Genomic DNA, 25391 nt, shown 5'->3' with positions numbered 1-25391 from the left:
ACCTTTCGAACCTGCCGGGCACGCCGAAAGATGTCCGATCCCGGGGGAAAAAAACGGATGTGGAGCAGATCGGGCGGCGACTCTGAACCCGCCAACAGGTGATGCGGTCGAGAGGGTAAGAGAGGGCGTTGCCTCCTATTTCCTGAAGTACCGGTGGATCGGCGTTGACTAAAATTTAGAAAGGCTGCATTTTTTCCTTCACGATCCTTTTGGTTGATTATTTTGAAAGTCATTGAAGATGGCCGCTGGGCTCAGTGTCCTGAAGACAGACGTCGCAGGTCCCGCGCCGTACATAACATGCTGTCGATATATCTGTTTATGGTTCGCGGCAGCAATGTGCGCGCTTTCGCCAACTGCCGCATCGGCGCAGGCAAGCCTTGCAAATCTTCAAGATACATTGAAAACGTTTACAGCGCCGCTATCGCCGGCGCCGCTTGCATTGGGGCCGCTCGATGGCGTCAGAGACACCGAACGACAAAATAAATGCGTTTCGAGGAATGCCCCACGCGCGAAAGAAATTCGCGCCGCCCAAATCGACAAAGCGCGCAGGAAGAAAGGCAGGATACTTGCACCTGTGGTCTTCAACTGGAATTGCCGTACCGCGCAACCGACAAATGTATCGCTCAGTCTGCCGCTAAATCCGACCTGGGAATCGAACGTCCTGAAAAATTCTTCGAATAACAGTCCAGGTTTTTCGATGGGTTTTGGAGGTTCCGCGACGATCACGACGGCAGGACTCGAAGGCCATCCATTCGATCTCGCCGCCTACAGTGTTTCGTCCGCTTCGGCGCGATACCCGAGTATTATCTCAAAGAGTGTCGATGCAATAACCGAACAGGCCGCCTACCAGATTTTTCTTGGAGCGGGCTATTACGGGACAGATGGCAAATACAAGGGGTTCGGTTCGAAACCCCAGGACATTCCCAAGGACCTTCCCGCCGCAGCTAACCAGATCACGTACGACACCCTGTCAGTCGGCTTTCAAAACCAGACTGCTTTTCTCCCCGGACTACGCCCCGAGACCGCGGACCTCTTTACGCCTCAGGTGACGCTCGGCAGATCAAACATTTCTCTGCTCGGAGGATCCGGGAACAACGTATGTCAGACTGAGGCGCAAAAGCCCGACCCGGACGCGCCAAAGCCGGACACTTCAGGATTTTGCCACTATCTCGATTTGTCGCTGACGGCCGGTCAGACGCTGTCGGATGTATCGACTCAGCAGAATACAAACTTCACGGGTTCTGCGACGCCTGGATGGAGAATCGACGGCACGGATTGGAAGGTCACTGTTCCAACCGTGGTAACGTCCCGGTTCTACAATGAGGTCGTCGGCGGCAGGCGCGATGTTCTGTTTCAGATCGGGCCGGCCTTGTCCTATAGCAAGCCAGGGGTGGTGGCTGGTCAGCCATCCGTCAGCTTTTCGGTCGCAGCTACTTACAATCAGAATTTCTCCACAGTCACGACGTCTTCCTGGCGTGGCGTCATCATACAGCCGACTCTAACAATCGCCTTCATTCCGGAGCGGCCAGCGAAGTGAGGGCTCTACAGGACCCGTACGGTGGATTGCTGCGTCACTAAACCCTCATCCTGAGGAGCGGCGTCGGAGTTTATTATCGGGCCGCGCTTCGCGCGGACCCGTTGGCCGCGTCTCGAGGGATGGCCGCGAATCTGTGTGTTGCGTCCCCAGTGTCGATATCCCGGGCCACATCCTTCGAGACGCCGCTTCGTGGCTCCTCAGGATGAGGGGATAGGCCAGTTGTGACGCAGTAAGATTAGAACGGGATGGTCGGTTACGGCTGCGCCGACCCCGCCCCTACGAACTAAAGCTTCAGTTTGTAACCGAGATGCGATGGCTGGAAGCCCAATCTGTCGTAAAAACGATGCGCTTCCGTTCGCGTCTTGTCGGTTGTCAGTTGAACGGTCCCGCACTGCTCGCGTCGACATTTTTCCACAGCCCAGTCGATCATCGCCTCGCCGATCTTCTCACCGCGCCGATCACGCGCCACGCGAACAGCTTCAATTTGACCGCGCTTCAGTCCCCGGCTGGCCAATCCGGGGATGAACGTGAGCTGAAGGGTCCCGACAATCTTGCTCCCGTCGTCCACAACCAACAGAAACTGGCTCGCGTCCGCATCGATAACGCGAAAGGCATCTAGATATTGCGGATAGCTTTCTGTCCCCGTTGCTTCCCGCGACGAGCCCAGGACGTCATCCGCGAGCAGCCCAATGATAGCAGGGACGTCGGCCTCGGTTGCGCGACGGAAAATCAAGTCAGGCATAAGCGATCCTCTCTGTTGGCCGTGTCGGGCTCCTGGCGTCCGAGCCGGGCCGATGCTTCGGGTGATACATCAGAATAAACCGAATCCCGTTTGTTGCCCTCAGTGTATTCCGCGCGAATAAACTGCTGTTCGTCCATTAGCGCGACTTACGACATCAACTCGATTCCAGTCGCCGTAGTGGCATTGCGGCGTCCTATAGTCGTATTCGCGAATCTGCTAGATCAGCGGCTGTACCCGTTTTGCAACACCGCACAAGCATCGGTTCCGTATGTGTGAAAAGTGTCTATATCGGGCTGTCGACTAAGGTACGCTGGAATCGCAGCAGCCACATTAAGTGAGGTGCGGCGATATTTCCGCCGCGATGCAAATGACTTTTGATGAAATATTTTTAGCTGGCATCCGCTCCCGATGCCGCTGGACACTTTCGGCAGGAACGGCATCCAAGCTTAGTTCGCTGGGCCGACGTCGTTCGCTCCGAACGTCGGCACTCGCCGCTTTGCTTGTCTCGGCATGCAGCGGCTTGGTTCTCGTTCCCCTGACCGCGATCGCCGCTGATGGCGATGGTGGCAAGGGCGGTAACGCGGCGTTAGGCAGCTCCGGCGGGACCGGCGGCTCGGGATTCACCGGCAATCCGGGCAATCCGGGCGTTGACAGTGGCAGTGGCACCGGTGGCGGTGGCGGCGGTGGCTCCGCTGGCGGCGGCAATGGCGGCGTTGGAGGCCACACCGGTGGCGCCGGTGGCCCCGGCGGTTCGGCCGGCGGCGGCAATGGCGTAGACGGGACGGACGGCGCCGGCCTTGGTCAAGGCGGAGGCGGCGGCGGCGGCGGCGGCAACGGCGCCAGCACCGCGAACCTCAACAATTCCGCGACGCTCCAAGGGGGCTCTGGCGGCAAGGGCGGCGACGGAGGCCATGATCTCGGCAACAACGGCTCGGCCGGCGGTGCAGGAGGTGGCGCTGGCGGTTACGGTGCCGTCGTTACAGGCTCCGGCGCCAGCCTCAATAACGTCGGCGCTTTGCTTCAAGGCGGCATCGGTGGCGCGGGCGGGCAAGCAGGCGGCACCCAAAGCGGCATCGGTTCCGCCGGCGGCGGCGGCGGCAATGGCGGCGTCGGCATTCAGTTCGCCGCCCCCGGAGCCATCTTCACCAATCTCGGCGCCGTCCAGGGTGGCAACGGCGGCGCCGCAGGGGTCGGCACCGATGGCAACGGCGGCCCAGGCACCAATGGCGCGCAAGGCTTGGGCGGCACCGGCGTCGTTGGCGCCGGCCTGACCATCGTCAACTCCGGTACGATCAGCGGCGGGTTGGCTGCCGACAACGCGACCCGCGCTGACGCGATTGATTTCACAGGCGGCGCCAACACGCTGACGCTCTCCGGTGGCTGGACCATGATCGGCGGCATCGCCCTCGATACAGCGAGCACGTCGGTGAACTTCAGCCAGAGCGCCCCGCAGACTGTTGCGAACCTGATCACCGGAAGCGGTTCAGTGGCCCAGAGCGGCACCGGCACGCTCGTGCTGTCGGGCGCCAACACCTATTCCGGTGGCACGACGATACGCACTGGCGCCACCCTACAACTCGGCGTCGACACGGTCCTTGTCCACCCTGGTCAATTTAATTCAGGCATCGTCTCTTCGGCGATCGGCACCGGTACGCTGACCTTCGACGGCGGCAAGCTGCAGGCGTTTGGCGGATCCAGCGAGCGCGAAATTGCGAACGCGGTTCAGATCACGGCCAATGGCGGCACCATTGACGCCCAGGGCGGCTTCTTCCGCATCACCAGCAATATCACCGATGCGGCGGGATCGAGTGGCGGCACACTCGTTCTGGAAAGCACCACCGGCGGCATCGAGAGAGAGATCATTCTCGCCGGCAACAATACCTATTCGGGCGTCACTTCTGTCGCTTCGGGCTTTGTGATCGCCAATTCGTCAACCGCGCTCTCTCCCAATTCGGCGTTCCAAGTCGGTTCGGCCGGAACGGTGACGCTGAGCGGTTTCAGTAACACGATCGCATCACTGGCCGACGGCGTTGGCGGCGGCGGCGTGGTGCAGAACGCTGCGGCCAACGGAACGGCTGCCTTGACGATCACGGGTGCGCAGGGTGGCACGACGACGTTCTCCGGCGTGCTGCGCGACGGCACCGGCGGCGAAGGCGGGAATGGCGGCCCCGTGCTTGCCCTTGTCAAGGACGGCACCAGCACGCAGGTTTTGTCGGGCACGAACCACTACACCGGCACCACCACCGTCAATGGCGGCGCGCTCCAGGTCGACGGCTCGATTGTGTCCTCCAGCATGACGACCGTGAACGCCAACGGCGTATTGACCGGCGCTGGTGCTGTCGGCAACGTCACGATCGCCGCCGGCGGTACGCTGCTGCCCGGCAACGGCATTGCGGGCTCGTTCCTTTCGGTCACCGGCAATCTCGCATTTCAGTCCGGCGCGCTTTACCTGGTGCAGGTGACCCCGGCGATATCGACATCGACCAAGGTGACGGGCACCGCGGCGCTGAACGGCCTCGTCGGCGCGACATTCGCGTCCGGCACCTACGTGGCCAAACAATACAACATCCTGAGCGCAGCGGGCGGCGTCAGCGGCACCTTCAGCGGCATTCAAACGCTCGGCCTTCCCAAGGGATTTGCCACCAGCCTGAGCTACGATGCCAAGGATGCCTACCTCAACCTGACTTTGAATTTCACGTCAGGTCCAAACTTCGGCGGTGGATTGAACGCCAATCAACAAAACGTCGCCAACGCGCTGACGAATTTCTTCAACGCGACCGGCGGCATTCCGATGGTGTTCGGCGGGCTGACGCCGGCCGGCCTAACGCAGGTCTCCGGCGAAACCGCGACCGGATCGCAGCAGACCACGTTCGATGCGATGAACTTGTTCATGAGCTTGATGACCGATCCGTTCGTGGCGGGACGCGGCGATGGAACGAACAATGGCAACGGCGCGACCGGATATGCCGACGAAGCCAATGCCTACGCCGGCAAGCGCAAGCCGAATGACGCGCTGGCGGCGATCTACACCAAGGCCCCCGCTCCGGTGCAGAGCTTCGAGCAGCGCTGGAGCACCTGGATCGCGGGCTATGGCGGTTCGCAGACCACCAGCGGCAATGCCGTGCTGGGATCGAACAACACCACCTCCAGCGTTTACGGCACGGCCGTGGGCGCCGATTATCGCTTCTCGCCCGAAACCATTGCCGGCTTCTCGCTGGCCGGCGGCGGGACCAATTTCAACGTGGTTGGATCAGGCTACGGCCGATCCGATCTATTCCAGGCCGGTGCATTCATACGGCACAACGAAGGACCGGCCTACATCACGGCAGCATTGGCCTATGGCTGGCAGGACATCACCACCGACCGCATTGTCACGGCGGCGGGCGCCGATCATCTTCGCGCCGAGTTCAACGCCAATGCGATCTCCGGGCGCCTCGACGGCGGCTATCGCTTTGTGACGCCGTTCGCCGGTGGCATCGGCATCACGCCCTATGCGGCAGCCCAGTTCACGACGTTTGATCTGCCGGCCTATGCCGAAAACGCCCTTGCAGGGTCGCCGTTGTTCGCCTTGAGCTATGCGTCAAAGAGCGTCACCGACACCCGCAGCGAACTCGGTATTCGCACCGACAAGTCTTTCGCGATGACGAATGCGATCCTGACGCTGCGTGGCCGCGCGGCGTGGGCTCATGACTACGATCCGGATCGCTCGGTCGCCGCGACCTTCCAGGCGCTCCCTGGCGCAAGCTTCGTCGTCAATGGCGCAGCGCAGGCCGCCGACTCTGCGCTGGTCACGGCATCGGCCGACGTGAAGTGGCTGAACGGGTGGTCGACCGCAGCCACATTCGAAGGCGAGTTCTCGAATGTCACGAGCAGCTACGCCGGCAAGGGCGTTGTGCGCTACGCGTGGTAGCGAGCGGCTTTCCGCATGGGCACTTTTTTGGACATGGGCCCTGCCCCACCTCAAGTCCGCCATCTGGACAACAGCAGGACCCGTGGGGTGGATTAGCCGCAGGCGCAACCCACCGTTTCGGCGGGCGGAAAGAGGTGGGTTACGGCTGCGCCTAACCCACCCTACGAGCTAAAGCGTCATTTTCTGACTAACATGCGATGGCTGGAATCCCAATCTATCTTAAAAACGATGAGCTTCCGTTCGCGTCTTCTCGCCTGCGCGACGGAAAATCGAGTCAGGCATAACCGATCCTCTCCCGGAAAGAACGGCTAGGCTCACACGGGCCGGTTTCAAAGAAATCCCCTTGCGGGCCGTGAGGCCCGCAAGGGTTCCAAATGCGGATGCGTTCTTGTCTCCGGCCGATGGCCCTAGCCGCGGTCGACTAAGTCACGCTTTCTTCGTCGCGCCTTTAATTCGCTCGGTGAGTTCGCCGATCTCCGGGGCGAACGCCGCGTAGGATTGGGTTGGAAATACGTACAAGCCGACCCAAACCGAGCCACCGCACAAGACGTGGAGAAAATTGCCGCCTCCGTCGATGGCCGAATTTTCGATAAATGAGCTAGTGGTATCGAGCGACCACAAGCTGAGGGGGATATGACCGAGTGCAATCGTTACCGCTTCCGCATGAAGAACAGCAGCCAGAAGCGCATCGTTGTAAACAACCTGGAACAGTGTTGGAATTACAATGGCGGCAAATCCGTAGGCGGCCATGACGAGATGGTCGCGGCGGCTAACACTTAGGGAATTCAACCACTTGATCATAGGCATGAGAATGCTCCAAACAGCCTAACCATGAAAAAATGAAGAAGGAGGGTTGGAAGAGTGCGATAGATCGCTCGCCGCACCTCAACGGTGGGCCGGTGCGTGCCAGATCAGCATTTCGCACATCGTGCAGAGCTTATAAACGAGCCGAAGGGATATTTCAAGTAGCAGCGCGCTCGGGGCGGGCCGACTGCGTGTAAAATCACAAGCTGCACCCAGACGTTCCACGAAGACTGAAACCGCAGCGCCACACCCTTGACAAAGGGCCTCGATAATGCAACTTGTGCGAGCATTTCGAAATCGCGCGTAGCTTGATGATCGCGTAGCTTGATGATCGCGTAGCTTGATGATCGCGTAGTTTGATGATCGAGATGTCTGGTGCGAGGTTCGTCAGCCTCTAGAGATCGGCTCGGTCGTCCATGAAGCCAAAGTCCATTCTTATCGGCTTGATCTTTTCGGTTCTCGCGGCAGACGCCGCGTTTTCTCAGGTTATTCCAGGTAGCGACTTTGCTCTCGTCTATGACCTTAGCGGCGTAGCCGTGTACTTCAAACCCACCAGCGTACACGAGCAGTCCGGCGTCCTTGTCGCGACGATCAGGGCTTTCGAAAAAGGTCAGAACACTCTTTCAAATGCGCCGGATAAATTTGCTGCCACCGACTGCAAGCAACTGGGCTTATCCGCGACGCCATTTGGCACAGCGCCACCTTCCTTGGAGCCGGTGACGGACCCCAAAATGCAGCTCATCGTACGGGCGATCTGTGCCCAGTCCGGCATCCGCAGGTGACCTGCGAGGCGATGATCAAGCAATACCTTGAGCATCGCTTGGAACCAAAACCGAGCGCAGATTCCAAGATGAACCCAGACGCGACGCTCCGGCAACGCGTATTCAGACTTTCTGTGCACCAAGCCCTACTCACCGCGTTGGCCGGTGCCGTTGAGTAGCCGAGGATAAACAAGATGAGAGGTCGTTTATCAGCGATACACGTCCTGTCAGCTTTTGTTTTGCTTTCCGCAATTGCCTGGACCGCCGGCGGTGCGGCCGCACAAACGCTGGCGGCAGCGGATACTTTTAATAACAATTACCCTCAAAACCCGCCTTCGCCGGCGCAAGAGGACTTCAATACGAATACCGGGGTGGTTGCAGCGGAAATCTATAAATACGGGCGAGATGGCGAATGCGGCGGAACGAACCGCAATAAATATAACGAGATGTACCATGCAACCGGCGTCGTCGTTCCGGAAGCGCAGATGCAGGAATATGAGAGGGCCGGGCGGATCATTCGTTGCGCGCGATGCGGCGCAGAAGCAGGCTCAGACAAAGACAGGGCAATCTGCTGGCTCAAACCGAAACTCACTATCGACTTTTCAGCGATCCCGTTACCGTTGAGAAAGCGACTCGAGGACGGAAGTTGCTGGCCCGATCCCGTCCCAGGATCTCCGACGAACATCCAATGCGCGCCAATTGACACGCATCCAAATAGTGTACCTGCCGTCCAGCGCACAGTCCCACAGAACAACGGGGCCCCGATTGTCTGGAACTATTATTTTATCAACGGAATGAACGCGCCTCCCAAAGGCAGCAACTATGGAACCTATGAAAATGGGTGGAATCTGATCGCGAGTCATTTGGTGGGCCCAATGCAAGACCATGCGACGCCGGGCGAGGTTCATCGCATGGTGCCGGGCGTTGGCTACAACAATTCCGGCCTCAATCCTCTGGCGATCGACGGGCCTGCCAGTATGCTGGTCACGGGATGCATCATGGCCACCGCGGACAAACTGCATATACCTCAGTGCATGACCGACACAGCGAGGAAAACCGTCGATGAGGCTGTTGCGAGATGCAACATTGCTCGTTGCGGAGCGATGGAATTCACGGACGCGAACAAACAGAAAGTTACCGGTAACTCCGCGGGAGGCGATCTTATAGAGTCAGCCCGCCAATCAATACGGAACGATTGGTTGAGCGCCGTGCTATCTGTCTTGGGGATACGGACCGGCGTCGATTATTCGAAGAATTCACCTCTCGCTGGCGATATCGTGAATGATATGAAAGCAAAGATCAGCAACAGTCCGGGGACGACTCAATATTTTGTGGTCGTCGCCCACTCGCAAGGAAACCTTTTTGCAGAAGGGCTGCTGGCTAAACTTCACGATGAACATCCCGATCTTTTGTCCCGCACTGGGGTGCTCGGTTTGGCATCGCCGACAAACTACGGTGCCGTGAGCTACGCCAAAGTCAGCACCGGCACACGGGCGGACGACCTCATTCTGTCGATTTCAGGTAAAATTGCAGGCGTGCAAATTACCAGTGTCCATGCGCTTGGTAATTTGGCCGCGCTGCAACCGCAAAATGTGGTGTTGCTCGAGCATTTCAAGATAGATCCCACGACACCTTTTACGAAGGGTCTTCAAAATGCTCTTACAGGCCACTCAAATCCAGCTCTCGATGGCGACAACGTACCGAATTTGAATGCACATTTGATCGAGAACTATCTTGACGACGCTCACGTTACATCGCGGTTTCCTGGGGCGGCGACTGTCAGCGGCAAGATCGTCGAGCAGTTGACCGCGCTGGAGCAGTCTCTAAAAGGCAACGCGGCATATAGATCAATGAAGTAAGGCTCATGACTGAGAAGCTAATTACCTTTTCACGCCTTAAAACGGATCGTGCTCCAGTCCGCAGTCGCACACAATTTCGGTGGCGCAAGTCCCCTCCCCTTCCCGGCACGACCCCTGATTTGCCTGCCGTGGCAAGCCCCAAAAATAAAAATATTTCTGTTTTTCCGAAATGCAAATCACTGTAACAATCTGACCGTCCTACCCGACAAGAGGGGCGGCTCGCGATCGTCACGAACGTGCGGTGGGATGCGGTGGACGTGAAGCGCGCAACCGACGAGTGCGCGTGACACGGACGGCGAAGTCGTGTGGTCCTGACGCCCCAATGGCAGGTGTCAAGTTCTTGAGAAGCTCACGCTTCTTGGGGGCGACGGTGACAAACAAGCTCTGGTCTCACCGGGGAGAGCACGAAATAAGCTGTAAAACCATTGCGCAGGGAAGGCCGGAGTGTTTCCGCTGAACCTGTATGCTCGTGTGCGCTTTTTGCTACGTGCATTTGGCACGCGAGACCGCGGGTGCAGCGCGCACCCGGTCTTCCCTGCGCCCTCTTTATTGCGAGAGGGTGAAACGAAATGCAGAGCTCGGACAGATCATGTCGCGAGAACGCGGACTCACATTCCTAGATCCACTCAGGCCGCTGCGGGCTCGCTCGACAGCGCCGCGAACACCGTTTCGGGCGAATGGGCGATCACCGCGAGCAGCGCACGGGCCGGACCACGCGGCGCCCGCTTGCCCTGCTCCCAGTTGCGGATGGTTTCGACCGGCACGCCGAGCTTGGCGGCGAATTCGAGTTGGGTCAGTTGCGCGCGGCGGCGCAGGTCACGCACCGCGGGCTGCGACGCGGCCGTCGTTGCAACAGGTTGCGACGCGACAGGGTGCACCGGAGCAAGCGGGATTTCCCTGCCGTCGCGCAATTCGACGATCCGCCCGTCCGCCTTGAGCCGCAAGCGCTGCATGATGTCCCCTTAGGTAAGGAGGCATCATCCGCAAAGCGCGTTAAGGTCCGATTAACGATAAAAGCCCCGCTAGCTCAGCCCGAACCACAGCGTCGCGATGCCGAGGAACGAGAAGAAGCCGACCACGTCGGTGATCGTGGTGACGAAGGTGCCGGAGGCGACCGCCGGATCGGCGCGCACCCGCTCCAGCACCATCGGGATCAGGATGCCGCCGAGCGCACCGGCCACCAGATTGCAGACGATCGCAAGGCCTATCACGATGCCAAGTCCGGGAATCTTGAACCAGGCAACCGCGGCAATGCCGGTGATGACGGCAAACGCGAGACCGTTGACCAGACCGACCAGACCCTCGCGCACCACGACGCGAAAGGCATTGTTCGGACCGAGCTCGCGGGTCGCCAGCGCCCGCACCGCGACCGTCATGGTTTGGGTCGCGGCGTTGCCGCCCTGGCTGGCGACGATCGGCGCCAGCACCGCCAGCGCCACCATCTTTTCGAGCTGCCCCTCGAACAGGCCGAGCACCGAAGAAGCGAGGAAGGCGGTCGCCAGATTGACCAGCAGCCAGTTGAAGCGGCCCTTGGCGATGGTCCAGACATTGTCGGACAATTCTTCGTCGCTGGTCACGCCGCCGAGCGCCTTGAGGTCCTCGTCGGCCTCCTCCTCGATCACGTCGACCACGTCGTCGATGGTGATGACGCCGACTAGCCGGTCCGCGGTATCGACCACCGGCGCTGCGACAAGATTGTATTTGCCGAACAGCCGCGCCACCTCCTCCTGGTCGTCCAGCACCGAGACGCGGCGGCGGTTTTCGTCGATCAGGTCGGACAGCGGCACCGGCCGGCGCGCCCGCAACAGCGCATCCAGCGAGACCGCGCCCTGCCAATGCTGCGCATGATCGACCGCGTAGATTTCGTAAAACCGGTCCGGCAGGTCCGCCGTGTCGCGCAGATAGTCGATCGCCTGCCCCACGGTCCAGTCCGGCGGCACCGCGATGAATTCGGTCTGCATCCGGCGTCCGGCGGAATTTTCCGGATACAGCAGGCTGCGTTCGAGCGCATCGCGTTCGGACGGCGGCAGCTTCTCCAGGATCTCTTCCTGGTCCGCCTCGTCGAGGCCTTCGAGCAGTTCGACGGCGTCGTCGGATTCAAGCTCGCGAACGCCCTCGGCGACGGTCTCCGGCTCGAGTTCCTCGAGAATCTCCTCGCGGACGGAATCGTCGACCTCGTTGAGCGCCGAGAAGTGGAAATCCGAGCCCGACAACTCCACCAGCTTGACCCGGTCGTCGGGCTCGAGCGCTTCGATCAGGTTGCCGAGATCAGCCTCGTGAAGTTCCGCCACGGTGGCGCGGAGCAATTGGATATCGGCCTGGTGAATGGCGTGGGTGATTTGCTCGACGAATTGGTGGCGAATTTCGCCATCTTCATCGCGCATGGAAAGGCGGTCGGACGCCAATGCATCATCCGGCTGGGCCGTATCCGTTTCCTCGGCCATGCCGCGCCTCGCCGGTTTGACAGAATTGGGGAACTGGTCTGTGCTGTCTCTTCACGCATTACCCAAAGGGTAAGGGCAAGCGCAATGATAAATGTGAGCCGCTCGAAATCGACCCCGAGGCCGATCTCGCTCGGCCTCGCGCTGGTCGCCGCGGTGATCTGGGGTCAGGCCGCCCATGCAGCCACCTGCCCGCGCAAGGATGCGCTCGGCACCTCCCGCATTCTGAGCGTCGACGCCGCCACCACGCCCCGGGTCGGATTGAAGAGCTTTCCGCAGACCTTGCCGCTGGAGGACCATGAGGTCGTGCTGACCTTCGATGACGGCCCGTGGCCCGCGACCACCCCGAAGGTGCTGGCGGCACTGGCCCGTGAATGCGTGCATGCGACATTTTTCCTGATCGGCAAACCGGCCTCGGAACATCCGGAACTAGTGCGCAGGATCGCCGCCGAAGGCCATACGGTCGGGACCCATAGCTGGACCCATCCGATCCTCTCGCAGATCAAGCCGGAGGACGCGGTCGACCAGATCGATCACGGCATTTCGGCGGTGGAAATGGCGCTGCATGGCACGGCCACGACGACACCGAGCACGCCGTTCTTTCGCTTCCCGGGCTTTGCCAGCACGCCGGCGACGCTCGATCTGCTGCAATCGCGCGGCATCGTGGTGTTCGGCGCCGACCTGTGGGCCAGCGACTGGAATCCGATGACGCCGGCGGAGGAATTGAAGCTGCTCACCGGCCGGCTCACGGAAGCCGGCAACAGGGGCATTATCCTGCTGCACGATCCCCAGAAACACACCGCGGACATGGTGCCGGCGTTCTTGCAGTATCTGAAGGACAACCACTACCACGTGGTGCATCTGGTGCCGGCTGCGGCTGGTCCCAAGCCGGAGGTCAAGCCTGAGGTCAAGCCTGGCCCGAAGGCTGACGCCGCGCCTGCCAAGGCCACGCCTTGAACACAAATCTCCCCTTGAACCCAAAGCATTGGACCGAAGTCCAACGGTTAAGGCGCCGTTCATGGCGCGGTGTTTATTTACGGTGACGAAAACGGGCGAAAACGGGAATGACGGTGTTTCATGATCGGTAAGGCTTCGGCAGGGTTTCGGACGCGATCCCGGGCCGTTTTATGCAGCACGCTATTCCTCGGACTGCTGACCTGCGGCACCGCGCACCCGGCGTCGGCCGCCGATTGTCCCGGCCATCCCGACGCGCTGGGCACCTCGCGAACCCTAGTGGTCGATCCCCGCGAGCATACCAAGCTCGGCACCATGCAATACGCCGAGACGCTGCCGTTGCGGGATCACGAAGTGGTCCTGACGTTCGACGATGGACCGTTGCCGCGCAACAGCAATCAGGTGCTGGCCATCCTCGCCGCGCAATGCATCAAGGCGACCTTCTTCGAGATCGGCCAGATGGCGCGTAGCTTTCCGGAAGGCGTCCGCAAGCTGCGCGACGCCGGCCATACCATCGGCACCCACACCCAGAACCACCCCTTGACCATGAACAAGATGCCGATCGAGCGCGCCAAGACCGAGATCGATGACGGCATCGCCTCGGTCAAGGCCGCGCTCGGCGCTGACGCCGACACATCGCTGGCGCCGTTCTTGCGCATTCCCGGGCTGATGCGCGCCGAAGCGGTCGAGAACTATCTGGCCTCGCAGGGCATCCAGACCTGGAGCGCCGATTTTCCGGCCGACGACTGGCGGCATATTTCGTCGCAACGGGTTTACGATCTGGCGATCCAGCGGATCGAGGCCAAGGGCAAAGGCATTCTGCTGCTGCACGATATCCAGGCCCGAACGGTCGCAGCCCTGCCGCGGATTCTGGAAACCCTGAAAGCGCGAGGCTATCGCATCGTCCAGGTGGTGCCGGCGACGCCGGATCGGCCCGCGACGCCGACCGAACCACAGGAATGGCAACTGCATCCGACCTCGGAGAACGTGGCGATTTCGCGCTGGCCCAAAATTCCGAATTTCGTTTTTGCCAAGGCCGATATGTTTGCGCGCCCGGCCCTGTCGGATTTCGAAGCCGCCGACGGAGAGCTGTTGCTGCGGCCTGAGCCGTTCGATCGCGTGAACCGTCATGTGCGTGGCGTTCCGCTGCCGCAGGAGGCGCCCTGGCCCCGCGAATGGCTGCTTCCCGCGAGCAGCGCCGCGGTTGCGCTGCCGGTTCCCGCCTCGACCGTGTTCGAGCTTCCGGAACTGCCGCGCCCGACCCCGGAAGCGGTCGCCCGACTCGCGCCCCGCGCAAAACCGGTTGTCGTGGCGATGCGTGAACCGCCGCCGGAGGCCGTTTCAGCGCGGGTCGGCAATTCTCCCCGCGCGCTTCGCGGCAAGAACCGCGTTGGCCACGGCAAGCAACTGAGCGTGTCTCACAAGGGCCATCGAGGAACGGCGGTCGCAGCACACAAAGGTCCAAACGTGGTGCACGCCCGCCGCGGCGGCGCGGCCAAGCATCTTGCCCAGGTCAAGAAAAGAAATGTCTGATCGCTCAATCCGTCACGATCTTCGAAATGCATAACAAGACGACCAGCGCCAGAAACAAGAGGTCGATATAGGATTTCCTTTCGCCGTCACGCCGCAGAACCGAGACGTTATTGACGATCTGCTTGCGCACGGTGGCAGCCGCCGGGCCTTCGCCGGTCAGAACCGCCAGGCGGGCGGCCTCCAGTTCGAGGCGCTCGATGCGCTGGAAGAAGTAAAACGAACGAAATGCCGATGCCGCGCGCATCCCGGCATAGACCAGCACGAGAATCCCAAGGATCGCGCGCTGCTGATACTTCTCCACCAGGTTCAGGCTGTAATAGACCAATGCCAGAAAGGCGAAGTTGGATACGAACCGATAGATAAGCCCCACGAATTGCATGCACCCACTCCGATCGATAGCAGCCTGTCAGCTAGCAAACGAGGCGGGCAAATCAAGCTAAAACTCCTAAACCACCGCGTGGTCCGCGGTCGGGTTGACACCGCACGCGGCGTCGCGGCGGTGCTTGGCGTCGGCGAAGCCATGCATGCCGGTCGCCCATTGCAGCGCGACGATCGCGCCCTTGGTCGGTTGCAGCAGACCGAGCGCTGCGAACAGCGTGACCGGCAGCCAAATAGCGAGTTGCACCCAGGCCGGCGGCGCGTAGGCGATCTCCATGGCGAGAAGCGCCGGCACCACGATATGGCCGACGACCACGATCACCAGATAGGCCGGAAAGTCGTCGGCCCGCTGATGCGTATAGTCCTCGCCGCACGCCTCGCATCGGTCGGCGACTTTGAGGAAGCTGCGGAACAGATGGCCGCGCCCGCAGTTCGGGCATTTCATTGCAAAACCGCGAGCGATGGCGCGGGAGAGAGAAACCGGATGTGTCATAGCCTCGAATCCTTGACGGCTTGAACTGATCCATACAATATGCCGACAAAGCCCGGTAATCAAAGACAAAGCACCATATTGTATGGATTGGCTCCCTACACTTTCCGAATGGCCCGGTCCAACCTACCGCCGCATCGTCGATGCCATTGCCGCCGACATCGGCAGCGGCAAACTGTTGCGAGGCGAGCGGCTGCCGACACACCGCGCGCTCGCGGCCAAGCTTGATCTCGACCTCACCACGGTCACCCGCGCCTATGGCGAGGCGCGCAAGCGCGGCCTGATCGAGGCGCGGGTCGGGCAAGGCACGTTCGTTTCCGAAACGACCGCGCGCGTGCCGTCCGACCATTCCGCTCTGGTCCAGATTGATCTGTCGATGAACATCCCGCCGCAGCCGCTGGAGGCCAACCTGGACCTTCGCATTGCGCAGGGTCTGGCATCGATCCGGCAGGCCTCCGGCTTCAGCGCCTTCCTGAATTATCTGAGGCCCGGCGGCGGCGATGACGACCGCGCCGCCGCCGCCGACTGGCTGCACACGCGTGGGCCGGAGGCCGCATACCAGCGCGTCGTCATTTTTCCGGGATCGCAGGCCATTATCTTCAACGCGCTGCTGACGCTGACGACACCGGGCGACATCGTGCTGACGGAAGCCCTCACCTTTCCGGGCGCAAGGGCCGCCGCGGCGAAGCTTGGTGTCCGCCTCATCGGTGTCCCCATGGACAAGGAAGGCGTGCTGCCCGATGCGCTGGAGAAAGCTTGCCGGATCCACCAGCCGAAAGCGGTCTATCTGGTGCCCACGCAGCAAAATCCGACGACCGCGACGCTGCGCACCGACCGCCGCAAGGCAGTGGCCGCGATCATCCGGAAATTCGGCACGCCGTTGATCGAGGACGACGTCTACGGACCGCTGGAACCGTCGATGCCGCCGATCGCCGCACTTGCCCCCGAACTCACCTATCTGGCGGTGAGCGTCGCCAAGTGCATCTCGCCGGGCCTGCGCGTCGCCTATCTGCTGGCGCCCGACGCCGCGGCCGAAGCGTCGATGCGCACAGCGCTGCAGGCGACGATGCAGATGCCGCAGCCCTTGATGGTCGCGCTGATGACCCACTGGCTTCGTACCGGTGTCGCCGACGAAATCATCCGCGCGGTCCGGAACGAAGCGACCGCGCGCCAGCAGCTCGCGGCACGGCTGTTGAAGGGAATCGATTATGCGGCGCGTCCCGCCAGCCATCACATCTGGCTGCCGCTTCCCGCCAACCGCGGCGCGCCGGAGCTTTTGGCCTATCTCTCGCGCCGTGGGCTTGCCGTCGTCGGCGAGGACGCGTTCGCCGTGGACGACACCGGCCCGCGTGGAATCCGCATTTCGCTCGGTGCCGCCCGCAACCGCGCGGAATTGAGCAGCGCGCTGCAGGTGCTGTCGGGCGCGATGTCGTCGTTCGCCGCGGTCCAGATCGTCTGAGGCCGGAGCGCACGGTACGCAACGACAGGCGCGAACGCTTGCCTGCATCGGCAAAAGGGATTGTAATCGAGCCAATAAAACGAAAACAGAATTCCGGAGCAGGAAACGATGGGAGCGGCCAAAACGCATTACGAGGTGATCGTCGTCGGCGCCGGCGTGGCCGGCATCTACCAGATCAAGCGGCTGATCGATGTCGGTATCGACGCCACCGTGCTCGACTCGGCCGCCGACCTCGGCGGCACCTGGTACTGGAACCGCTATCCCGGCTGCCGCTTTGATTCCGAAAGCTACACCTACGGCTTCTCGTTCTCGCGCGAATTGCTCGACGAGTGGCACTGGAAGGAGCGCTTTTCCAGCCAGCCCGAGAATCTGCGCTACCTCAACTACGTCGCCGACAAATTCGATCTGCGCCAGCATATGCAGTTCAACTGCAAGGTCGAGGCGATGACCTTCGACGAGGCGCTCGATCTGTGGCGAATGAAGATCGGCGATGGCCGCGAGCTGACGTGCCGTTTCGTCATTCTGGCGATCGGCCTGCTTTCCGCGCCGACCATGCCGCGACTGGCGGGAATAGAGGACTTCAAGGGCCGCTCGTTCCACACTTATTACTGGCCGCAGCAGCCGGTCGATCTCGCCGGCAAGAAGGTCGCCGTGATCGGCACCGGCGCCACCGGCATTCAGTTGATAGGCGAGATCGCCGACAAGGTGGGCGAACTCACGGTGTTCCAGCGCCGGCCCAATTGGAGCGCGCCGCTCAACAACAGCGCGATCTCCGAGCAGGAGATGGCGGACATCCGCTCGCGCTATGACGAGATTTTTGCCGCGTGCACCCGCACGCCGGGCGCCTTCCTGCACGGGCCCGACGCCCGCGGCTTCTACGAGGTGACGCGCGAGCAACGGCTGGAACTGTGGGACCGACTGTATGATGAGCCCGGCTTCGGCATCTGGCTCGCCAATTTCCGCGAGATCTTCATGGACGAGGCAGCCAACGCCGAGCTGTCGGAATATATTGCCGATCGCATCCGCCGCCGCGTCAGGGATCCCAAGCTGGCCGAAAAACTGATCCCCAGGGATCACGGCTTTGGCGTGCAGCGCCTGCCGCTTGAGACGAAGTATTTCGAGGCCTATAATCGCGATAACGTGCATCTCGTCGATCTCGGCGAGACGCCGCTGGTTTGCGTCACCGAGAACGGCCTGCGTACCGCCGAGCGCGAATATGAATTCGACATCATCGTCTACGCCACCGGGTTCGATGCCATCACCGGCGCCTATGATCTGATCGATATCCGCGGCATCGGCAGCGAAACGTTGGCCGGAAAATGGAAGCATGCACCGTCCACTTTCCTCGGCATGCTGGTCCACGGCTTTCCGAATCTCTTGATGCCGACCGGACCGCAAAGCGCGTCCGCTTCGACTAATTTCCCGCGTGGCATCGAGAACGGTGTCAACTGGTGCATGGATCTGTTGCAATATATCCGGGAGCGCGGCTACACCCGCGCCGAGGCCACGCGCGAGGCGCAAGAGCGCTGGAGTGCGCATGTGACCAAGATGTACGAAATCATGCTGATGCGAAAAGCCAAGTCGTGGTTCACCGGCTACAATTCCAACGTCGCTGGTCACGAAGAGGGCACCGTGCGCTACTTCGTCTACAACGGCGGCACGCCGAAATTCGTCGGCATCATCAACGACGTCGCGGCGAAGGGCTACCAGGAGATCGAGTTCAGTTCGGGCTCGCATGCAAACGTCAAAACATCAGCGCGCTCCGGGGAGCGTGCGTCCCCGGCTTGAGAGATAGATACGCGCGGCGGTGCCGCCGAGGATATGTGCCTTTTCGTGGCGTGACAGATCCGCCAGCAAGGTCCCGGTAGCCGCGAGCCACGGCGCATAGCCGCCCGCCAGATTGACCACCGGCCAGTCGCTGCCCCACAGCACGCGCTGCGGGGAGAAGCAAGCGAGCACGTGGTCAACCGTCCGGCGCAGATCGGCAACTTGCCAATCGGGTTTCGCCTCGGTCACCAGCCCGGACAGTTTGCAGACGATGTTGGGACGTTCGGCGAGCCGCGCAATATCGCCCCGCCAGTTCGCGGTCTCGCCGCTCGCAAGCGCCGGCTTGCCGCAATGGTCCAGCACGAAGGTCAGATCGGAATGGCGATCGACGATTTGCAACAGGTTTTGCAAATGGCGCGGCTTGACCAGCGCGTCGAACACCAGACCTCCCCTCGCCATCGCCGCCAGCGGCGGCGCCAAGGCTGGACGCAGCAGCCAATCGTCATCGGCGATATCCTGCACCATCGGCCGCAGTCCCACCAACAATTGCTGCGCGCAGAGGGCATTGATGCGCGCCACGGCGTTCGCGGCGTCGAAATCCGTCCAGCCGACCACGCCGCGCACCAGCTCGGCGGTGTTGGCGATCTCCAACAGATACAGCGTCTCCGCCTCGGTCGGCGCAGCCTGCACCAGGATCGTTCCCTCGATCCCCTCCGCCGCGAGATGCGGCACCAGGTCTGGCAGGCCAAAATCGCGATAGAGCGGCGCCAGCTCCGGCGTCAGCCAGCCATAGTCACCGCGCGCCAGACTCCACAGATGATGATGGCCGTCGATCCGCATCAGCCAGCCACCGTACCCGGTACCGGCGCTTGCGCATCCAGAAGATGCTCGGCTTTCAAATCACGCCAGAGCGCGGCCGGCACCTGAGCGGACAGTGCGGCCACGTTGCGCTCGACCTCCTGCGGCGTTTCCGCTCCCAGCACCACGCTGGCGACAGCCGGATGGCCCAGGGCAAAATGCAGCGCCGCCGTTGGCAACGCGACGCCATGCGCGCGACAGACCCGTTCGATCCGCGCCACCTTGTCCAGAATGGTCGGCGGCGCGTCCTTGTAATTGTACTTGGCGCCGCTCACCGCCCCGGTCGCCAGGATACCGGAATTGAAGACGCCACCGAGCATCACACCAATGCCGCGTTGTTGCGCCAGCGGCAGGAAATGCTCGAGCGCGGGCTGCTCAAGCAGCGAATAGCGACCGGCCAGCAGCATGGTATCGAACGATCCGGTGTGCGCGAAACGCACGCACATGTCGGCCTCGTTGACGCCGACCCCGATGCCCTTCACCACACCCTCGCCGCGCAGCCGGTCGAGCGCCACATAGGCGCCGTTCATCGCCTCGGCGAACCGTTGTTCAATCGCATCGGCACCGTGGGTCCAGACATCGACGTCATGGATCAGCAGCAGGTCCAACCGGTCGGTGCCGAGGCGTAACAGCGACTGCTCCACCGAACGCATGGTGCCATCATAGGAATAGTCGACGACGGCCCGGTGCGGCTGACCTCCGACAAAGCCGGAGCCCTCGCCTCGCCCGTGAAACGGGTCCATCCAGCGGCCGACTTTGGTACAGAGCACGATTTGGTCGCGCGGCACTCGCCTGATCGCCGTCCCGCAGCGATGCTCCGACAGGCCGTGCCCGTAGAGCGGGGAAGTGTCGACCAGATTGATGCCCAGCGCCAACGCGCGCTCCACGGCCGCGATCGCCTCGCCGTCATCCAGCCGCCGATAGATGTCACCGAGCGGTGCGGTACCAAAACCCAGCGACGATACTTCAAGTGCGGTCCGTCCCAGCGGACGTCGTGGTAGTGCCGACTGCGAAACCATGTTTTTTCTTCCCTGCCGTGCGCCAGTCGCTCTGGCGAATCATTGAGAGTTTGAACAGCGTATTTTTTCCGGGTCGCAACTAAGGCAAGGAGCCGAGCCGGCTTCTTGCGAAATTCCATTCCTCACGCCGGCCCGACAACAGTGTAAGGCCGCCGCGATTGGCGGCCTCTTTCACTTGACGCGGCTACTGCGAACGATCCGAGGTCCATCCCTTGTACTCGGCGATATTGTCGCGGGTCACGAGCTTCGAGGGCAAAAGCTCGACGGTCGAAGCCGGCTTCTGCCCATTGAGAAGGCTGACGCCTATCTGCACGGCGCGGCGGGCCATGAAGAAAGGGTCCTGCGAGGCGGAGGCCTGGACTTGTTTCGCCGCGGGATCCTTCAGCGCCGCTTCGATATCGGGTGCACCATCGACCGAGGTGATGATAATGCCGGTACGTTGTTGCTGGCGCGCCGCGAGGTCGGTGCCGATGGCCTGCGGGTCGTTGATGGCGAAAACGGCGTCGATCTTGGTAAAGCGGGTCAGATAGCCTTGCGTCACGGTCAAACCACCTTCGCGCGACCCCTTGGCGTCCTGGTCATCGGACAACACCTTGATGCCCGGATTTTTGGAGAACACATTCTTGCAGCCGACCACTCGGTCGATGACCGCTGAAACGTGTGGCCCGTTCTCGATGATCACGTCGCCTTTGCCGCCGAGCTTATCGACGATGTACTGGCAGGAGATCTCGCCCGCCTGGACGTTGTTGGTGGTGACCGTGGCGTCGGCGCCTTCGGCTGCGGTATCCACCGCAACGACGATGATGCCTGCCGCCTGTGCCTTCTTGATCGCCGGCCCGATGGCCTTCGGATCGCCAGGGTTCAGCAGGATCAGGTCAACGCCGGCGGCGATGAAGTTATCGATCTGGGTCACCTGCTTGCCGAGGTCGTATTCATAGCCGACCGTCGTGATCTTCACATTGGGATTGGTTTTCTTGGCTTCGAACTCAGCGCCCTTCGACAGGGCAACGAAAAACGGGTTGCCGAGCGAGCCCAGCGAGACGCCGATCGACTTAAGCTCTTTGGCAAGAGACGGTGCGGAGCTCAGGACCAGCGCCACGGCGGCGCCGGCAAACGAGATCGTCTTCAACATTGGCTTCCTCCCTGGTCCTTTTTGAATTCCCGGCACGGCGGACCAGTTGCCGTAACGGAATCTTGTTTTCACGTGCGAGCCGAGCCCTGCAGCCGATAGCGGTCGAGCGCTACGGCGCCGATGATCACCACGCCCTTGATCACATATTGCCATACGTCGGAAACACCGGTGAGGATGAGACCATTGGACAAAACCGCGATGATCAGCGCGCCGACCAGCGTTCCCCAGATCGAGCCGATGCCGCCGACGAAGGAAGTGCCGCCCAGGATAACGGCGGTGATCGCGTCGAGCTCGTAGGATTGCCCGAGTTGCAGGCCGTTGGCGGCATAGAGGCGCGCCGCCTGCATGGCTCCGCCGAGCCCGGCCAGCAGCCCCGAGACTCCGTAGACGAAGATCAGCACGGCGCGGACCTTGATGCCCGCCAAACGTGCCGCACTCTCGTTACCGCCAACGGCATAGATGTGCACCCCGAGCACGGTTCGTCGCAGCACCAGCCATGACACAAGGATGACGAGCAATGCGATCACCGAAAGCCAGGGAATCGAAACGACACCGGGAACGAGCGTCAGGGAAGCGTTACCGATAAAGGCGTAGGGAATGGCGGAGTTGAAGACCGTGGTGTCGGCGCCGAGCAGGCGCGCCAGACCGCGCACCGCGGTCAGCGAACCGAGCGTGACGATGAAGGGCGGCAGGCGCAAGAGCGCAATCAGCGCACCGTTGAAGACGCCGATGACGAGGCCCGTGAGCACCGCGGCCGGCAACCAAAGTAACTCGATATCGGGAAGCGTGGAGACGATCAGCCCGGCCATCGCGGAAGCGGCCAGGATGGAACCGACCGAGAGGTCGATGCCGCCGGTGAGGATGACAAAGGTCATGCCTGCGGCCAGCACGGTGTTGACCGCGGCTTGCTGCAGCACGATGCCGAGATTCTGGCCGGAGAAGAAACGGCCGTCCGACAGAAAATGAAAGCCAACGCACAACAGAAGCAGTACCGGCAGCATGCCGGCCGCACGTATGATCATCCTGGTGCGCTGACGCTTGGTCTCCGCGGTCGCGAAGCCCGGCGTGCCCGAAGTGGCAGTCGTGGCCTCTTGCGGTGAAGGATTGTCAGGAGGCATCGAGTTGCTCCATTCCGGTAGCGAATGCCATGATATCCTCCTGGCTGAACGGCGATGTCGCGGTTCGCTCCATCTCGCCGGCGATGCGTCCTGCGCGCATGACAATGACGCGGTCGCAGATGCCGACGATCTCGGGCAGATCGGACGAGATAACGAGTATAGCGGTGCCGGATTTTGCGAGATTGTCGATGATCGAGTAGATTTCCGACTTCGCCCCGACGTCGACGCCACGGGTCGGCTCGTCGAGAATCAAAACCTTCGGCTTGGTTGCAAGCAAGCGCGACAGCAGCACTTTCTGCTGGTTGCCGCCAGAGAGTGCGCCGGCCGCGACGCTTGTGTCCGCAGCGCGGATACCCAGCGCTGCGAAGGCCTTGCGGGCACGGTCGCGGCCCTTGTCCCGGTCGAGGATGCAGCCGAGCTTGGTATCCCTCCCCAGTACCGCGAGGTTGATGTTGTCCAGGCAGGACATGTCCAGGAACAGGCCGAGCGCCTTCCTGTCTTCGGTGAGATAGGCGATGCCGGCATCGAGAGCCTCGCCAGGTGTGCGTATGTTGACCGCACGGCCTTCGATCTCGACATGGCCGGAGGTCTTCGGTGAAGCCCCGATGATGAGATGCGCTAGCTCGGTGCGGCCCGCCCCGATCAGGCCCGCGAGCCCGACGACCTCACCGGCATGCACGGTCACGGAGCACCCCTTGACGCGCCGCCCATCGGCGATGTCGATTGCGGCGAGGACGGCGCCGCCGCGGCTCGCTCGGGGGTCATGGTCTTTCTTGTAGAAGGACGAGACCTCGCGTCCCACCATCAGCCGAACGATGGTGTCGGCGCGGATCTGCGGCTTGTCGAGCGAGCCCACCAGCGTGCCGTCGCGCAGCACCGTGACCCGGTCGCCGAGCGCATACACTTCATCCATGCGGTGCGAGATATAGATGATGGCGAGACCTTCAGCGCGCAGCTGGCGGATCAAGGCGAACAGCCTCTCGCTCTCACCCGCCGAAAGGGCGGTGGTCGGTTCGTCCATGATCAGAATCTTCGATCTGGCGTGCAGCGCACGCGCAATCTCGACCAGCTGGCGTTGACCCATCGACAGATGGGCCACCAGGGTCGACGGCGTGAAATCCGCGCCGAGCCGTTCGAGCATCGGGCCGACGCCGGCGCGCATGGCGCCGCGGTCCAGCAACCCGGCACGTGAGATTTCGCGGCCGAGATAGATATTCTCCGCCACGGTCAGGTTCGGGGCGAGCGAGAGTTCCTGGTAGATGATCGAGATGCCGGCCGCGCGACCGCCCAGCGGGCCGTCGATACGCACCGGCTTGCCCTCGATGCGGATCTCGCCCCCCGGATCGGGCCGGTAGGCGCCCGACAAGATCTTCATCAACGTCGATTTGCCGGCGCCGTTCTCGCCCATCAAGGCATGGATTTCGCCGGGATAAACCGTCAGGTCGACATTGCGCAACGCCTTGATGCTGAAGAAGGACTTGGAGACCCGGCGCATCTCCAGGATTGGATCGCTCAATCGTGTCTCCTCCCCGGCGCTCTCGCGGCGCTATTTTTTCCGCGTCTCGTTTTCAGCGCAACGCGGTTTGCTCATTAAACAAAAGGCCGCAGCGCAGGGCAATAGCGAACGAACCTCAGAACGGTTCCACCGATCCGCAAACTGCGACATCGCTTTGTGGAACCGGCTAGGCCTGGTTCGGAAGGTCGTGATCCATTGACCGATTCCGCAGTGGATTTTCGGACCAACAATTCCAATCATTGCAATGACGTTGATGAAGATGTTCCACCCACCGCCGTCGTCCCCGCGCAGGCGGGGACCCATAACCCCTGGCGTTCATTGGTCTGAAGGCATCTACCAACTGCCGAAAACGCGAGTCCTCACCGCCGCGATGAGCGCAATTGCGCTCACGCTGGGGTCCCGGCGCGGAGGCCGGGACGACGTGAGTGGATCTTTCGGATTCATCGAACAACGACGCGACTCACAACTCCGTGTTCTCGCGACGGCATTCGCCCGAGGTTTGCAAAATCATTTGCCCTCAAAAATGAGAGGGCGCAGGGAAGACCGGGTGCGCGCTGCACCCGCGGTCTCATGTGCAAACAAACATAGCAAAACGCACATGAGCATACAGGTTCAGCGGAAGCAGTCCGGCCTTCCCTGCGCAATGGTTTTACAGCTTATTCCGTGCTCTCCCCGGTGAGACCAGAGCCTGTTTGTCACCGTCGCCCGCAAGAAGCGTGAGCTTCTGGCGAACTTGACCCCTGCCATTGGGGCGTCAGGACCACACGACTTTGCCGTCCGCTTCACGCGCCGTTCGTCAAAAGCGCATCCGCGTCCATCGCTCCCCGCCCCAACGTCAGTGACGATGGCCAACGCCCCCTCTCTCGGGGACGGGATGCGGAGATTAAGCAGCTGAGTTGGGTCAAGAGTCAAGGACAATTTCTGAAAATCAGAAATTAACTCCGAGCGGCTCACGTCATCCCCGGGACGAACGCAATTGCGTTCGCCCGTGAGGTGCGAGCTCTTGCGAGCCTCGAAGGATGGGTTGAACCTCCTCCGAATTAGTGGACACCTGTAGTAGGCTTTAAGAGCCAGGAGGTGTCGAATGGTAAAGCATAAGCGACGGGCGTATGC

General features: G+C 61.6%; 19 protein-coding genes. 8 read left to right on the top strand and 11 right to left on the bottom strand.

Annotation, left to right across the window (positions count from 1 at the left end; genetic code table 11):
* Positions 1 to 334: 334 nt before the first annotated feature.
* Entirely contained in the window at positions 335 to 1537 is a 1203-nt protein-coding gene (locus GSQ88_RS00205) for a hypothetical protein (RefSeq protein ID WP_159005215.1), read from the top strand.
* Between the two features lie 283 nt (positions 1538 to 1820).
* On the opposite strand, the gene GSQ88_RS00200 is transcribed toward GSQ88_RS00205, so the two are convergent.
* Positions 1821 to 2279, bottom strand: a complete 459-nt coding sequence (locus GSQ88_RS00200; RefSeq protein WP_159005214.1) for a GNAT family N-acetyltransferase — start codon at positions 2277 to 2279, stop codon at positions 1821 to 1823.
* 520 nt (positions 2280 to 2799) lie between these two features.
* On the opposite strand from GSQ88_RS00200, the gene GSQ88_RS00195 reads away from it, so the two are divergent.
* Complete coding sequence (locus GSQ88_RS00195) at positions 2800 to 6189, top strand: autotransporter outer membrane beta-barrel domain-containing protein (RefSeq protein ID WP_283810652.1); 3390 nt, start codon at positions 2800 to 2802, stop codon at positions 6187 to 6189.
* Between the two features lie 426 nt (positions 6190 to 6615).
* Here GSQ88_RS00195 and GSQ88_RS00190 read toward each other — a convergent pair whose 3' ends face one another.
* Positions 6616 to 6996 carry a hypothetical protein gene (locus GSQ88_RS00190; protein WP_159005212.1) on the bottom strand — a complete coding sequence of 127 codons (381 nt, stop codon included), beginning with the start codon at positions 6994 to 6996 and terminating at the stop codon, positions 6616 to 6618.
* Between the two features lie 413 nt (positions 6997 to 7409).
* Between GSQ88_RS00190 and GSQ88_RS00185 the strand changes: the two genes are divergently transcribed.
* Positions 7410 to 7775: a hypothetical protein gene (locus tag GSQ88_RS00185; protein WP_159005211.1), complete on the top strand. Its 366-nt coding sequence runs from the start codon at positions 7410 to 7412 to the stop codon at positions 7773 to 7775.
* Between the two features lie 173 nt (positions 7776 to 7948).
* Positions 7949 to 9613 carry a hypothetical protein gene (locus GSQ88_RS00180; protein ID WP_159005210.1) on the top strand — a complete coding sequence of 555 codons (1665 nt, stop codon included), beginning with the start codon at positions 7949 to 7951 and terminating at the stop codon, positions 9611 to 9613.
* 626 nt (positions 9614 to 10239) lie between these two features.
* On the opposite strand, the gene GSQ88_RS00175 is transcribed toward GSQ88_RS00180, so the two are convergent.
* Both GSQ88_RS00175 and mgtE read right to left on the bottom strand, forming a co-directional pair.
* Positions 10240 to 10566, bottom strand: coding sequence for a helix-turn-helix domain-containing protein (locus tag GSQ88_RS00175; protein ID WP_159005209.1), 327 nt, complete (start codon positions 10564 to 10566; stop codon positions 10240 to 10242).
* A gap of 69 nt (positions 10567 to 10635) precedes the next feature.
* Positions 10636 to 12057: a magnesium transporter gene (gene mgtE / locus GSQ88_RS00170; protein WP_159005208.1), complete on the bottom strand. Its 1422-nt coding sequence runs from the start codon at positions 12055 to 12057 to the stop codon at positions 10636 to 10638.
* Between the two features lie 84 nt (positions 12058 to 12141).
* Between mgtE and GSQ88_RS00165 the strand changes: the two genes are divergently transcribed.
* Positions 12142 to 13011 (top strand): polysaccharide deacetylase family protein, encoded by an 870-nt coding sequence (locus tag GSQ88_RS00165; RefSeq protein WP_159005207.1) that lies wholly within the window; start codon positions 12142 to 12144, stop codon positions 13009 to 13011.
* 120 nt (positions 13012 to 13131) lie between these two features.
* On the top strand, positions 13132 to 14541 hold the full coding sequence (locus tag GSQ88_RS00160; protein ID WP_159005206.1) for a polysaccharide deacetylase family protein: 1410 nt from the start codon (positions 13132 to 13134) through the stop codon (positions 14539 to 14541).
* 4 nt (positions 14542 to 14545) lie between these two features.
* Here the strand turns inward: GSQ88_RS00160 and GSQ88_RS00155 are convergent, their stop codons facing one another.
* Positions 14546 to 14920 (bottom strand): hypothetical protein, encoded by a 375-nt coding sequence (locus tag GSQ88_RS00155; RefSeq protein WP_159005205.1) that lies wholly within the window; start codon positions 14918 to 14920, stop codon positions 14546 to 14548.
* Positions 14921 to 14986: 66 nt separating this feature from the next.
* Positions 14987 to 15412, bottom strand: a complete 426-nt coding sequence (locus tag GSQ88_RS00150) for a DUF983 domain-containing protein (RefSeq protein WP_159005204.1) — start codon at positions 15410 to 15412, stop codon at positions 14987 to 14989.
* 82 nt (positions 15413 to 15494) lie between these two features.
* Here GSQ88_RS00150 and GSQ88_RS00145 point away from each other — a divergent pair, with 82 nt between their 5' ends.
* Both GSQ88_RS00145 and GSQ88_RS00140 read left to right on the top strand, forming a co-directional pair.
* Positions 15495 to 16868, top strand: a complete 1374-nt coding sequence (locus GSQ88_RS00145; protein WP_159005203.1) for an aminotransferase-like domain-containing protein — start codon at positions 15495 to 15497, stop codon at positions 16866 to 16868.
* A 108-nt stretch (positions 16869 to 16976) separates the two neighbouring features.
* Positions 16977 to 18656: a flavin-containing monooxygenase gene (locus tag GSQ88_RS00140; RefSeq protein WP_159005202.1), complete on the top strand. Its 1680-nt coding sequence runs from the start codon at positions 16977 to 16979 to the stop codon at positions 18654 to 18656.
* Here GSQ88_RS00140 and GSQ88_RS00135 read toward each other — a convergent pair.
* The 5 genes from GSQ88_RS00135 to GSQ88_RS00115 form a co-directional block, all read right to left on the bottom strand.
* Entirely contained in the window at positions 18621 to 19475 is an 855-nt protein-coding gene (locus tag GSQ88_RS00135) for an amidohydrolase family protein (RefSeq protein ID WP_246735007.1), read from the bottom strand. The two genes, GSQ88_RS00140 and GSQ88_RS00135, sit on opposite strands and share 36 nt — an antisense overlap.
* Entirely contained in the window at positions 19475 to 20512 is a 1038-nt protein-coding gene (locus GSQ88_RS00130; RefSeq protein ID WP_159005201.1) for an aldo/keto reductase, read from the bottom strand. The genes GSQ88_RS00135 and GSQ88_RS00130 overlap by 1 nt, the downstream gene beginning before the upstream one ends.
* Before the next feature lie 184 nt (positions 20513 to 20696).
* Positions 20697 to 21644, bottom strand: coding sequence for an ABC transporter substrate-binding protein (locus tag GSQ88_RS00125; protein WP_159005200.1), 948 nt, complete (start codon positions 21642 to 21644; stop codon positions 20697 to 20699).
* Between the two features lie 68 nt (positions 21645 to 21712).
* Complete coding sequence (locus tag GSQ88_RS00120) at positions 21713 to 22762, bottom strand: ABC transporter permease subunit (RefSeq protein ID WP_159005199.1); 1050 nt, start codon at positions 22760 to 22762, stop codon at positions 21713 to 21715.
* A complete protein-coding gene (locus tag GSQ88_RS00115; protein WP_159005198.1) occupies positions 22752 to 24278 on the bottom strand; it encodes a sugar ABC transporter ATP-binding protein in 1527 nt (508 codons plus the stop codon). Before GSQ88_RS00115 ends, GSQ88_RS00120 begins: the two co-directional genes overlap by 11 nt.
* Positions 24279 to 25391: the final 1113 nt, after the last annotated feature.

This window comes from Bradyrhizobium sp. S69 (genome assembly GCF_009766005.1).
Lineage (GTDB): Bacteria > Pseudomonadota > Alphaproteobacteria > Rhizobiales > Xanthobacteraceae > Bradyrhizobium.
This window is presented reverse-complemented; position numbering and strand designations above follow the sequence as displayed.